Below are 12,229 nucleotides of genomic sequence, written 5' to 3' on the forward strand. Positions count from 1 at the left end.
CTTTACCCGCACTCTTGAGGCTGTAACAATGCGGTAACGATACAAAAAACACTCGATTATAGTGCTGAAGGCTGCAATCGGGCCGCTTTCGCCCAATCATAAGCAGCTGTCACAAATGCTTGAAACAGCGCCGCAGCGTCAGGGGTCTCCTCAATCAGCCGCTCTGGATGCCATTGCACCCCCATCACAAAGCGGCGATCTGGCCGTTCAATGGCCTCTACCAGGCCGTCATCAGAATAAGCTGAGATCACGACTTGATCGCTAATCTCCACCAGAGCTTCGCGGTGGAAACTATTCACGTGAAAATGGTTGAGGCCAGTAATGGTATGAAGCTTGGTGCCGCCGGTGACCTTTACGCCATGGCGGGTTGTCCGGTCATCATGGGCAATGCTGCCATCGGTATAGGATTTTGCATCCCCGCTCATTCGACATCCCGATAGGCATCCGAGCATTTGCATGCCATTACAAATACCAAAATAAGGTCGATCTTCTGCCAAGAATGCTTCAACCAATGCCCGCTCGATCGCAAAGCGGTCTGATTGGGGCGCATAGCTTTCTTGTCCATGGACATACCATTCGGAAGGGAATTTGATCCGCGCGCCGGTCGACATCAAGCCCGCACACTGCTGGCGCGCAAACTCGAGAGAATCCGCAGCATAGGGCAACCCCACAGCCACACCGCCAGCTTTCTCAATGGCCTTAAAATAGCTCTTGCCTGTGTCATAGGACGCGCCGCCTTGGCTGGTGTTTTCGTCCAGAATGATGCCGATGATTGGTTTATCGCCTAAAAGTCCCATAGCCCTATATCCTTCGCCCAAGGCTAGCGCTTTGGAGGCTCGTCGCGACGAGACCAAGTGGCCAAAAGCGCCTTCAATTCCGCATTGTCACCCTCAGGCAGGCCCAAGATCAAGCGGATAAACAAGTCCCCAGGTGCGCCGGGTCGTGCCACACCCTTGCCTTTTAGGCGCAGGATTGTACCGGAATTTGCATTAGGTGGGATGGTGAGCGAGACGGTGGCATTGGGAATGGTTGCCTCAACGCGTCCACCTTCAAGAATTTCGCTCAAGGAAACGGGCAGGTCCATCCGCACATCATCGCCGTCGCGTTGAAATACGGGATGGGGTTTGACCGTGACAGTCACCATCAGATCGCCAGCGGGCATGCCACCTTGGCCTGGACCCCCTTGGCCGCGCAATCGAAGGGTCCGACCTGTTTCAACCCCAGCAGGGATCGACACGTCAATTGTCCGATCACCAACCTTCACCCGTTGTTTGGTCCCAGCGATTGCCTCTTCAAAGTCAATTTTGATGGTAGCCTGAATATCTTGTCCTTTGGTCCCGGCTTGAAAGCCTGGGCGCGGGCCGCCGCGCGCGCCAAAGGCAGCACCAAACAAGTCGCCAAACATATCTTCAAATTCGGGTTGCCCCGGTCCCGTAGCCCGACGCCCAGCCCCACCAAACGGCCCGCCAGGACCAAACGGGTCGCCACCGCCAAACGGACCGCGCGAACCGCCACCGCCAAAGCCAGCAAATTTTGGATTGCCATCGGCATCAATCTCGCCGCGATCATATCTTGCCTTGCGGTCTGGATCATCGAGGAAAGTAAAGGCGGCCGAGACGCGTTTAAAGCGCTCTTCTGCGGCCTTATTGTTTGGATTAGCGTCCGGATGCAATTCCTTGGCGAGCTTACGATAAGCTTTTCGAACCTCGGCAAATGGGGCTCCGCGTTGAACGCCAAGCACTGCATAAGGTTCTTCTGCCACGTCTTGATCTCCTGAAGTCCTGCAACATTAACCGCCCTGCCCCAATGCTTCTCACGGGGGCAGTCCGTTTTCTCAACAGGTGACTTAGGCGCTCTCAACTTGCGGCGAAAGGGGGGCTAGCGATTGAGTTGCACGCCGACACATTCCTCCAGTGGATAGCCCAGGCGACCGGCGGGCCCGCGCTGACAAATGGAAACGGTGATTTGGGTCTGTTGCCCTCCAAAATCGGCCAGCTCATCGCTGGCTGGATAGAGGTAAGATGGCCCCTCAACCTCATTTTCCCGCCCTGATTGGCTTCGGCGACAATCATATTGGCGCGGAAGTGCTCATAGGCACCGGCAACGCGCGCAGCCCAGTCAACCGGCTGCAAGCGTTGCTCAGAAAGGTCCGCTAGAATGATCGCGCGACGGCTAAGCCCGACCCCGGATGCGGCAGCCACTATGATTCCGCAGGTATCGGCATTGGCCCCCGCACCGACAGGTGGGTCCACAGCAACGACGATACGATCAAACTCGCCATCCAACTGAAGGGCACGCGCCTCGGCCATTTGCGTGCGCGTCCACAATGCGCCTTCGGGGTCTTCAACCAATTCGCCGTCGAGTTCTTGCCGCGCCCAAACCGAACCATGCCAACGCGCGGCTAGATCTTCGACAAATCCATGGGTGAGAAATTGCCGATTATCATGGGTGGCAGAGCGCGTGATCGCGCAGGTCGGATCAGCAAAAAGGTTTTTGAGAGCCGGGATGGGTCGAGGTGTAGTCGATAGAACCAATTGCGGGTCTGCGCCTAAGCGCAAAGCTGGTCTCAAGGTTGAAAACACCGCATCGGGCTTTGGCCAAGCGGCCATTTCATCGCCCCACGCGCCGTCAAATTGCGGCCCACGCAGACTATCGGGGTCTTCAGCAGAGAAGAGGAGCGCATAGCCGCCATTGGGCCACACCAAGCGACGGCGCGACACGTCAAACCGAGGTCGCTCATGCGGACTTGCAATGGCTTGTAGGCCCGATTGACCTTCGATCATCACATCGCGCACATCGGCAAACGTGGGACCAATCAAAGCCATGCGAGAGCAAAGGGCGTTTTCCATCTGCTCACGCACCCACTCGGCAGCAGAGCGCGTCTTGCCTGAGCCACGTCCGCCAAGAATGAGCCAAGTCCGCCATGCTTGGACGGGCGACAGCTGGCTGTTGCGCGCCCAAAAGGGCCAAAATCTGTGTAAGTGGGCGGCTTGTGCTTGATTGATTCCCGCGACAAATCGGTGCCGTCGATCTTCGGGCAGGCTGACAACCTCGCTGAAACGCCAGCGAAATGTCGTTCGCTGTGAGAAGGGCCAGGTGGGGCGGCTGATCGGCTTGCCTGTCACGTTGCATGTCTTTCTCCAAGCGCGCCAAAACGCGCGGGTCGTTGGTAGCGAAGACAAGGATGAGGCACGGCGCGTATCGGTCTGAGAGAAAGCGAGAAAAAACCGGGCGCCAAACAGCCAATGGCCCGAAAAATCGGCCCTTTTGACTGGCTCAGATAAGGATTTCTTCAGGGATAAAGCTTGACCCATGGGGCGGATCAGCGGCGTTCTCTGACCTCATTTAATGGACGGGTTTCAGGCTGATGCAGGGCGTCTTTCGCGCGGACCTTTTGGAGCGCAAAGCCAAAATCAGAGCCTATCATATGCGCCTACTGACCATTCTGGCAGTGTGCGTAATCGTCCTCATTTGCCTGACAACCTACGCAACCTGGCGGCACTTTTTCTCGGATTTGCCAAAGATTGCCTCTAACGAAGAAATATGGACCGCCAATCGCCGGACAAGTCTGGAGATGGTCGATGCCAATGGCGAGACGATCACCATCCGCGGGCCGCGCTATGGCCGCAAAGTCAGTGTCGATGCCCTGCCTGCCCACGTATTACAGGCCTTCTTGGCCGTTGAAGATGCCCGCTTCTTTGAACATGGTGGTGTGGATCTATGGTCAATCGGTCGGGCCGTGTTTGAGAATATGACGGCAGGCCACACTGTGCAGGGGGCCTCAACCATTACCCAGCAATTGGTCAAAAACGTCTATCTGAGCCCAGAGCAGACCTTTAAGCGCAAGTTGCAGGAAATGGTGCTGGCCTGGCAGATCGACAGCCGACTGACCAAGAAGCAAATCCTCGAAATCTATCTCAATCGGATCTATTTTGGTCAGAATGCTTATGGGATTGACGCGGCCGCGTGGCGCTTCTTTTCAAAGCATCCAAGCAAGTTGACCTTGGCTGAAGCTGCCATGTTGGCAGGTCTTCCCAAAGCTCCGGGTCGATTGGCGATGGATTTGACCGCCGCGCCGGCGATCGAGCGGCGCGCGGTGGTTTTGCAACGCATGGCCGCAGCCGGCTTCATCAGCCAAGCCCAAGCCGAAGCCACCATGCGCGAACCAGTGGTCTTGAAAGTCACGCCCGATATTCCAGAAGGCCAGATGGGCTATGTGATTGATATGGCGCAGAAAGAGGTCGAAAGCGTCGGCAATCAAGTCGCGCCAGACCGTATTTTGCGCCTGACTGTCGATGGCAAAATGCAAGCCGCAGCCGTGCAGGCGGTGCAGGCCTTGGTCGGTGATGGCACCGGTACCGATGTGACCCAAGCCGCCTTGATAGCCATGGATCGCCAAGGTCGCATTCTCGCGATTGTTGGTGGCCGTAACTATGATGAGAGCAAATATAATCGCGCCACCATGGCCAAACGCCAACCAGGATCAAGCTTTAAGCCCTTTGTCTATGCAGCGGCACTCGAAAGAGGCATGACGCCCGATACAGTCCGGGTGGATAAGCCGATTAGTTTTGGCGGCTGGCGGCCGCGCAATTTCAATGGCGGCTATTCGGGTGCGATGACGCTGTCGACGGCACTCACGCGCTCGGTCAATACGATTGCGGTGCAATTGGCCTCTGAAGTCGGGATAGATCGCTTGATTTTATTGGCCCAGCGACTGGGCATTGACAGTGAACTGCCGCGCAATCTGTCCATCTCGCTGGGGGCCGGAGAAGTAACGCTCTTGGACATGACCCGCGCCTACGCCACCTTGGCCAATGATGGGGTGCGGGTGGACCCCTATTTGATCGAACGGATTGATACCACGCGCGGTACGGTGGCCTTTCAGCGCGAGAACAAAGCGCCAGTCCAAGTCTATGAACCTTTGCGCGCGCGCCAAATGACGGCGATGCTCGCCGACGTGGTCGCCTTTGGAACGGGCAAGCGTGCGCGCCTGCCAGGCGGCCGCGAGGCCGCGGGCAAGACTGGCACCTCGCAAAACTTCCGCGATGCCTGGTTTGTTGGCTATACGTCTGACATTATTTGCGGTGTCTGGGTTGGCAATGACAGCTCCAGCCCGATGAATGGCGTCACCGGCGGCACCCTGCCTGCGCTGATCTGGGAAGACTTCATGGCTGCAGCCCATGAGGGCAAGCCTTTGTCCCCGCTACCCACGTTGGACGATCTGAAACGGCCAAGCCCCAATACGCTGGCAGCTTTTTATGAAAGCTTGGCCGATATGTTTGCCGCGGCAGGCGGCCAAGATGTCGCAGCCCTACCCGCTTTACGCAAATTACCCAGTCAGACAGCTGTCGCACCGACGCCGCCCGCCAATCTGGGCCGCTGAAATTAGGCGGCCTGACGGGCCGCTAAGATCATATCAGACGCTTTCTCAGCAATCATAATCGTTGGGGCATTGGTATTGCCCGAAATGAGACGCGGCATGATGGAAGCATCGACAACACGCAGGCCTTCCACCCCAATCACTCGCAATTGGGGGTCAACCACGGCCATGGGGTCCCGGCCCATCTTAGCGGTACCAACCGGGTGATAAATGGTAGAGCCGGTTTCACGGGCATAGGCGAGCAAGTTTTCGTCGCTGACAACACCAGAACCGGGCTCCATTTCTGCTTCGATCAAGCTGGCCAAAGAGGGGGCTTGTGCCATGCGGCGACCAATCTTCAGACCCTCGACAATGGTCTGTTGGTCCAAGCTATCGGCCAGATAATTGGGCCAAATGCCTGCATGCTGACTGGGATCAGCCGACTTGATTTGAATGCGCCCGGTGCTTTCAGGCCGCAATTGGCAGGGCGCGATGGTGAGACCCGGCTGGTCTTCCAACACCATTTTCTGCTCTTCAAACAGCTTCTTCTGGTCCATGGTGGCTGGCAGAATATGATATTGCACGTCGGGAGTTTCGAGGTCGGGCCGCGTCTTGACGAAGGCGGCAATATGCGCCGCCGAAAGCGTCAAAAGGCCTTTGCGTTGGAAGAGGAATTTCAAAACCTCGCCCACAAAAGCCAGCCCCTTGGTCATTTCATTGACTGACTTTACCCCCGCTTTCAGGCGATAGCGCATGCCGACGACATAATGGTCGCGCAGATTTTCGCCGACACCCGGCGCATCCACCTTAACCTCAATGCCATAACGCTTGAGAAGCTCAGCCGGGCCAATGCCTGAGAGCTGCAGCAATTGCGGTGAGTTGATCGCTCCACCCGAGAGAATTACCTCTTGCTTGGCTGACGCCGTCAGCAAATCGCCATCGACGGAGAACAAGACCCCTGTCGCCCGCTTGCCGTCAAACAAGACCTTATGGGCCAGAGCATAGGTGCGGATGGTCAGATTGGTGCGGTGCTTGATCGGGTTAAGATAGGCGACAGCCGCTGAACAGCGCATGCCATTCTTGACGGTCAATTGGTAATAGCCAATCCCCTCTTGGTTTTCGCCATTCACATCATCATTGCGCGGAATACCGGCTTCAACACCCGCCTGAATGACTGCATCAGAGACAGGATGCCTTTGGGTGACATCCGACACATGGAGCGGGCCACCGGTCGCATGGCCCTGCAAGCCAGAACGTTCTTGGTTTTGCGACTTCAAAAAATAGGGCGCACAATCATCCCAGCCCCAGCCTTCACACCCCAATTGCCGCCAGATATCATAGTCGCGCTGTTGGCCGCGAATATAGAGCAGGCCGTTGATCGAGCTGGAACCACCCAGCACTTTGCCGCGCGGCCAGATATGTTGACGACCATGGGTGCCGGGATCTTCTTCCGTCTGATAGAGCCAATTGACCTTGGGGTCCTTCAACGTCTCGGCGTAGCCAACCGGGATATGAATCAAGGGCGAGGTATCCTTCCCACCGGCTTCCAAAAGCAGCACGCGGATTTTGGGATCAGCAGTGAGGCGATTGGCCAAGACACATCCCGCGCTACCCGCGCCAATGATGATATAGTCATAGGTTTCGCCCGCAGGCAGATTGGCGTCGCTCATCCAAGTTTCCTCTGTTTTTGCTTTGATTTGCCGCTAGCTTAGTCGAGACGATGTCAAAGAAAAGCGGTTTGTGGGCATTGGGTGAAAAAATGACACTGCCGTCAACATGACGTTAGGTAAACTTTGGGCTTGACGTAACGGAAATCTCCCGTATTTGTTATAACACTGGCCAGCAAATCAGCTGCTCAGCTCCAATTTTAGGAGACAACGCCATGAAACAGCCCGATGCCCTCGCATCCCCAACTCAAAAAATGCTGTACCGAACCGCCGCCCTCACGGGGTCAGGCATCTTGTGGCTTGGCCTTGGCTATCTTGCGCTAACCTACGTGCCGACCATGCAAAAGCTGCAAGCGCCTGAACCACCCCCCATCGATATGGCGCGCCCTGACCCTCCAAAACCCATCATCCCGCCTAGGCCGGAACCAGATCGGCCCGTCAAAAGCCAACACGCCCAACACACCCCGGACCCTGCTGCTCCCCTAACAGAAAGGCCCACGACTGAAGTTGTGCCGCTCGGCCCAGTCGAAAGCCTAACGATTGGCGGCATCCAAGATGGGCCATTGGCCTTCTCGGGTGGGACAGAGACACTTGGGCAAACGATTGATCCCTTGCCGACAGAGGTAAAACCACAGACCCCGCCTGCCCCACCCCTTGTTATTAATCCAGTCCGTCAAGCTGGGGCTAATCCGGTATTTCCGCGCAAAGCGCTCGACCGCGAGATATCGGGCGAAGTGACGTTGAGCTTTACCGTCACGGCCGAAGGCAAAGTCGCCAATCTGATGGTGACCCATGAGGCACCAAAGGGCTATGGTTTTGCCGAAGCGGCGCGCAGAGCGGTGGAAGCTTGGACCTTCCAGCCCCAAACCATCGACGGGATCGCAGTTGCCTATCCCGCCCGTTATACAATCAGCTTTAAGCTGGAAGACTAAACTTTCGCCAAGCGGGTTGTGGCTTCTGCAGATGCTGCAGCCATAACCCGCTCCACGGCAACATCCGCGTCAAACCGATTGGCAATTGCCGCGATGGCCACTGATTGTTCAGGGTCAAAACTCAATTCTGCCAGCCAATAGGTGTTGGACCCATTGTGCCACAGGCTGCCGTCGGGTCGCTTCACCCATCCAAATGCGTAATCCGATGTCGGTGGCGGCGTATGAAGATAGCGCCAAGTTTCGACTTTGAGATAGTCATCCCGTCTGCCTTGATGGCCAAGGCTATGGGCAAGACCAAAGGCTAGCAAGTCTGGGACGGAGATATGCACGCCGCCAGCAGGTGCCATAGAGGCGGGATTATCCGCTTCGCTACCATGGCCGACCCCGATTAAGCGGCCGCCCAAAAGTGCCTTTCGATGGCCCTGCGGATTGCCTAAAGGTGGTGGGCCAAAACCAGCTGAAGCCAGGTTCAAAGGCTTGAACACTTCTTCCACCATCAAATCCTCATAGGCCCTGCCCGTAACGGCCTCGCACAGCGCACCTGCCAGCACATAGCCATTATTGGGATAAACCATGCCTTTTTGAGGGGCTAAGGCGAAGGCCTTTTTGACCCAAGTTAGGCGCCCTTCGCGTGGCCCGGTCGCACCCGCCTGCGCAATCATATCCAAGGGTGATAAATTGGTAGGCATGCTGGTTTGGCCCGTCATTAAATCGGCGAGCGTTCTGTCCTGATAGGCGGGCAACATATCCGGCGCGAGGGCGCCAAACGCGTCAGCCAGCTTCATGTCCCAAGACAACAGACCCCGCTCGACCAAGCGGGCGACCAAGGTGGCCGTCATGGATTTGGTGATAGAGCCGACATGCCAGAGTTGGTTTGTCTTCACCGGGGTGGGATCCGACGTAGCAAGCTGTCCCGCCACGGCCTCGCGCGTTTCGCTCGCCTGACCGTGCAGGATCGCAAAGCCACCTACCAAAGCTGGAATCTGATATTTGGTTTGGCCTGCTGTCACCTCGGCCTGAAGATCGGCCAAGTCCTTTAGCCCGCTCTTTTCAGGCTCTGCCCCTTCTGCCAGGCGCGACAACGTCAAAGGTCGCGCGCTGCCTTGCGACCACGTGCCTTCTAAGGAGCCCTTTTCCGTCAAACTCAGGGTCAAGCGCCCGCGGATAACCGAAAAGGTTACATCCAAGTCCGTCTCGCCGACACGGCCGCCATCCGCGGGGATGGGTCGGTTGCCTTGGTCGACAGAATAAAGAACCGGCAATTGATTGGCTTGGATGACCAAGACGAGGCGCAGCGTGGCAGGGCCCGCAACCAATTCCCCGCCCCAACGCCCGATCAATGCCTGTGCAGGCGCGGCTTCGGCACTCTGGCCGACCCCAAAAAGCCCAGCCAGAAATGGAAAGGAAATCAAAAGGGAGCGAAGCGAACTGCGGCGCGAAACCATAACCAATCCTAACATTTCAAACCTGTGAGACCCGCCTTAATCCATACCCAAAAACGCATTCACCGTCAGCCGTCCCGTGGCGGGATTTGGGTCGAAAGCAAAATCTTTCGGGATATGGGCGCAATGCAGGCTGGAGCTGAGATAGACAATCATTCGATTGAAGCGCGCTTCATGACGGCCAATCAACTCATAGATGGGGCTTGTCTCGTCAATATAGGCCGAAACTGGCATGCCGTGGTGAGCGACATCGGCATGCAGGGCTGCTTCAAAGGCCGCAAACCGGCCCGCGTCCACACTTTCAAAGCCCGTACTGCGTTGCCGATAAAAGGCGGTGCCACCTTGCGTGTCGCCCTGTCCCAAATACAACAGGGCCGCGACACGGCCATACTCCAGGCTATCAAAATGCGGCAAGCGCTGGATCGGCTGCAACTGATCGGACGGGGTAGTCACCAGCGAGAAATTGCATTCTCGCAGTCCCGCCCGGCCAGAATAGTCAAAACACCGCGGCAAGATTTCAGCCAAAGGCCCCAACAGCGTTTGAAACGACGATGGCGGCACTGGAGCCCGGATGCCGGGATAAAAGGGGCCATTTGGCGCAAAGCCGGGGCCCTGAATGGCTAGATCAACCATGGCAACCGGATCGGTCAGATAATTGTCCAACACCACCACTTTGATCGGTTCGCGCCCATGGTGATAGACGCGTGCGATCCGCCCCTGCGTTTCAAATTCCTCAACCGGATTTGATTGCAGCACCTGCCTTACACCCCATCCATCACAGCACGGCAATAATCCTGGGTGCGCTCTGCCTGCACACGCTTGAACGCCTCTGGACTCGGCGCATGCCGGCGGACCAGCAACAGCCCCTTATCGCTGGGCAGACTAACCACAACTTCGCCCGGCCGTGCGGCAATGGGCGAACGGGCCGAGACCACCATGATGCGGGCCCCCTCCGGACCGATTTTGCGGTCATTCAAGGTGAAGACATTATCCGTATTGCCCGCATAAAAGGCTGCAGACGTATAATCCGCTCCTTTGCCGATAAAGACCCGGACGGGGCCCTTGCTAAGGTCAAGCGCACAGGTGGAATAGGCCAAATCAGGCGAGGAACGCACAATCTGTTGGTTTTGCGGCGTCACCATATTGCCATGTGCCAAACGGTTGAGGCCACCAGAGGCTTCGCCAATTCGGGTCATGGCGATCGTCATGATCACGCTCGGGATAAGGCCGATCGTCAATAAATGCCCCAAAACCGCCAACAAAACACCGAATGCGAGCGGTTTCAGCCACAGGGCTTGCTTCTTTGCTTGTGCCATTAGTTGCCCCCCCCTGAAGTTGGCGTTTGGGTGCAGGAGATTTTCTTGACCCGGGGCAGTTTCAAGGCCTGTAGGGCAGCCTTCTCAACCGATTGTGGATTATAGAGGCGGATGGTCAACGAAAACGTGCCGCCGCCTTTACTGGAAAGCCATGGCCCGGGCGTCGTCGGCCGCGTCGCACTTAATGTTCCCGCCCATGTCGTTGCTGGGGCAACAAGGGCACGGGTTGCATCAATCGAACTTGCCCCATCTGTATTGATCGGCAACATCTGATTGGCCCCATAAATCGTGATGGACCACCAGCGGGTCGGGAGTGCCTCGCCCTCCAAGGCATAGATACAGCCTTCAACCAGCTTAGCCCCATCCTCATCGACATCGCGGTTGAAATAAACTGTCTCTTCTTTGGTCAAGGCGAGGAGGCCAACACGCGCGATGGTGGCCCGCAGCCAAGGATTGGCGGCAGCCGCCCCAACAGTTGGGTCAGTTGACCAACGACCCGAGACGAGCTTCGCGTCACTGAATAGGCCGCCTGAGACAGCTAACGCTGAGCCCACACCCAGGCCTAATCCTAAGACGCCGCAGATTAGCCATCGCCACATGGGCACTTCTCCCCCTGAGTTCTTTGTTGCGGTCAGCTTAAGCGACTGGGCAGGAAAGAATAGAGCCCCAATACACTTCGGTCGGCCTTCAGGGCTGAGCGATGGCGAGACACAGTTCTCGCCCGATCAGGGCGGCTGTACCCACGTCGCCGCTGTCCCACCGCAAGACCAACGCCTTGGCGCGCAAGCTCAAAAACGGGGCTTCTCCGCCAGCTGCAGACATGGCTAAGGCAGGTCCCAAACGGGTGGTCCACACAAGCGCCGGATCGCGATCTGTAGCCCAAGCCAAACCATCCACGCCACCCGGCGTCGGGACCGGCGTCAGCGCGCCATCGGCCGGCAGCGCGAACGGCCACGGGGCCGCTTTCGGTGCAAAAATAAGGCTAAAGGACAGTTTCTGCTTCAGCCTGATGACCAGAAACACATGCGCGCCTGATTGAACAGCAGCCAAGGCCAAGCCCTGCACGCGGCCTGTCATGGCATCTTGCACCTCACGGGAAGACATGGCGCGCAAGCCTGCATCTTCGGCATCCGATAAGGCTGCTTGGATCGCAGGCTCATTAACAATAGAGGCAGCTTGGACTTGGGAACTCGCGCCATCGCGAGCCCCTTGCGCCATCAAGCGCCAAAGGGCGACCGCCCCAGCCCCTGTTGCCGCCAGAACCAGAAGAAGCACAAAAACGCCTACCCCATAAGAGATAAAGCCCGGCGCATTGAGTGCCAAAGGTGCTAGGAGGGCTAAAAGCAAAAATGCGAGGACGAGCCCACCGGCAGATAGCGCGACCAAAACACCCTCTGAGCCAGTGCGCGCCTTGGCCGCATCAAACCCATCACGCAAATTCTGCATGAGATATTTGGGGTTCAACAAGAAGGGTGTGCGCGCCATTTCCCCCTTTTGGGCTGACTCTGTGATT

The 12,229-nt window shown here is 57.1% G+C and carries 11 protein-coding genes; 2 read left to right on the forward strand and 9 right to left on the reverse strand.

Annotation, left to right across the window (positions count from 1 at the left end):
• Positions 1-56: 56 nt before the first annotated feature.
• The 3 genes from B7364_RS07585 to B7364_RS07595 form a co-directional block, all read right to left on the reverse strand.
• Positions 57-797, reverse strand: coding sequence for a gamma-glutamyl-gamma-aminobutyrate hydrolase family protein (locus tag B7364_RS07585; protein WP_085339416.1), 741 nt, complete (start codon positions 795-797; stop codon positions 57-59).
• 23 nt (positions 798-820) lie between these two features.
• Positions 821-1,762 (reverse strand): DnaJ C-terminal domain-containing protein, encoded by a 942-nt coding sequence (locus B7364_RS07590; RefSeq protein ID WP_085339417.1) that lies wholly within the window; start codon positions 1,760-1,762, stop codon positions 821-823.
• 94 nt (positions 1,763-1,856) lie between these two features.
• The gene (locus B7364_RS07595; protein ID WP_157893566.1) at positions 1,857-3,125 is read right to left on the reverse strand and encodes a terminase large subunit domain-containing protein; all 1,269 of its coding nucleotides are present in this window, start codon (positions 3,123-3,125) and stop codon (positions 1,857-1,859) included.
• Positions 3,126-3,367: 242 nt separating this feature from the next.
• Between B7364_RS07595 and pbpC the strand changes: the two genes are divergently transcribed.
• Entirely contained in the window at positions 3,368-5,383 is a 2,016-nt protein-coding gene (pbpC, locus tag B7364_RS07600; protein WP_085339419.1) for a multimodular transpeptidase-transglycosylase PbpC, read from the forward strand.
• 2 nt (positions 5,384-5,385) lie between these two features.
• Here the strand turns inward: pbpC and B7364_RS07605 are convergent, their stop codons facing one another.
• A complete protein-coding gene (locus B7364_RS07605; protein ID WP_085339420.1) occupies positions 5,386-7,029 on the reverse strand; it encodes a GMC family oxidoreductase in 1,644 nt (547 codons plus the stop codon).
• Between the two features lie 212 nt (positions 7,030-7,241).
• On the opposite strand from B7364_RS07605, the gene B7364_RS07610 reads away from it, so the two are divergent.
• Entirely contained in the window at positions 7,242-7,958 is a 717-nt protein-coding gene (locus B7364_RS07610; RefSeq protein ID WP_085339421.1) for a TonB family protein, read from the forward strand.
• Here the strand turns inward: B7364_RS07610 and B7364_RS07615 are convergent.
• The 5 genes from B7364_RS07615 to B7364_RS07635 form a co-directional block, all read right to left on the reverse strand.
• Positions 7,955-9,403 carry a serine hydrolase domain-containing protein gene (locus B7364_RS07615; protein WP_157893567.1) on the reverse strand — a complete coding sequence of 483 codons (1,449 nt, stop codon included), beginning with the start codon at positions 9,401-9,403 and terminating at the stop codon, positions 7,955-7,957. The genes B7364_RS07610 and B7364_RS07615 overlap by 4 nt on opposite strands.
• 36 nt (positions 9,404-9,439) lie before the next feature.
• The gene (locus B7364_RS07620) at positions 9,440-10,156 is read right to left on the reverse strand and encodes a DUF6445 family protein (RefSeq protein WP_198534091.1); all 717 of its coding nucleotides are present in this window, start codon (positions 10,154-10,156) and stop codon (positions 9,440-9,442) included.
• Between the two features lie 5 nt (positions 10,157-10,161).
• Entirely contained in the window at positions 10,162-10,716 is a 555-nt protein-coding gene (locus tag B7364_RS07625; protein ID WP_085339423.1) for a DUF1254 domain-containing protein, read from the reverse strand.
• Positions 10,716-11,315 (reverse strand): DUF1214 domain-containing protein, encoded by a 600-nt coding sequence (locus B7364_RS07630; protein WP_085339424.1) that lies wholly within the window; start codon positions 11,313-11,315, stop codon positions 10,716-10,718. The genes B7364_RS07625 and B7364_RS07630 overlap by 1 nt, the downstream gene beginning before the upstream one ends.
• 88 nt (positions 11,316-11,403) lie before the next feature.
• Positions 11,404-12,201, reverse strand: a complete 798-nt coding sequence (locus B7364_RS07635; RefSeq protein ID WP_157893568.1) for a hypothetical protein — start codon at positions 12,199-12,201, stop codon at positions 11,404-11,406.
• Between the last annotated feature and the right edge of the window lie 28 nt (positions 12,202-12,229).

This window comes from Aquidulcibacter paucihalophilus, from assembly GCF_002105465.1.
Classification (GTDB): domain Bacteria; phylum Pseudomonadota; class Alphaproteobacteria; order Caulobacterales; family Aquidulcibacteraceae; genus Aquidulcibacter; species Aquidulcibacter paucihalophilus.

Coding starts and splice junctions, on each gene's coding strand:
- B7364_RS07630 (WP_085339424.1), bottom strand. CDS start 11,315: ATGTGGCGATGGCTAATCTGCGGCGTCTTAGGATTAGGCCTGGGTGTG.
- B7364_RS07605 (WP_085339420.1), bottom strand. CDS start 7,029: ATGAGCGACGCCAATCTGCCTGCGGGCGAAACCTATGACTATATCATC.
- B7364_RS07585 (WP_085339416.1), bottom strand. CDS start 797: ATGGGACTTTTAGGCGATAAACCAATCATCGGCATCATTCTGGACGAA.
- B7364_RS07610 (WP_085339421.1), top strand. CDS start 7,242: ATGAAACAGCCCGATGCCCTCGCATCCCCAACTCAAAAAATGCTGTAC.
- B7364_RS07615 (WP_157893567.1), bottom strand. CDS start 9,403: ATGGTTTCGCGCCGCAGTTCGCTTCGCTCCCTTTTGATTTCCTTTCCA.
- B7364_RS07635 (WP_157893568.1), bottom strand. CDS start 12,201: ATGGCGCGCACACCCTTCTTGTTGAACCCCAAATATCTCATGCAGAAT.
- B7364_RS07625 (WP_085339423.1), bottom strand. CDS start 10,716: ATGGCACAAGCAAAGAAGCAAGCCCTGTGGCTGAAACCGCTCGCATTC.
- pbpC (WP_085339419.1), top strand. CDS start 3,368: ATGCAGGGCGTCTTTCGCGCGGACCTTTTGGAGCGCAAAGCCAAAATC.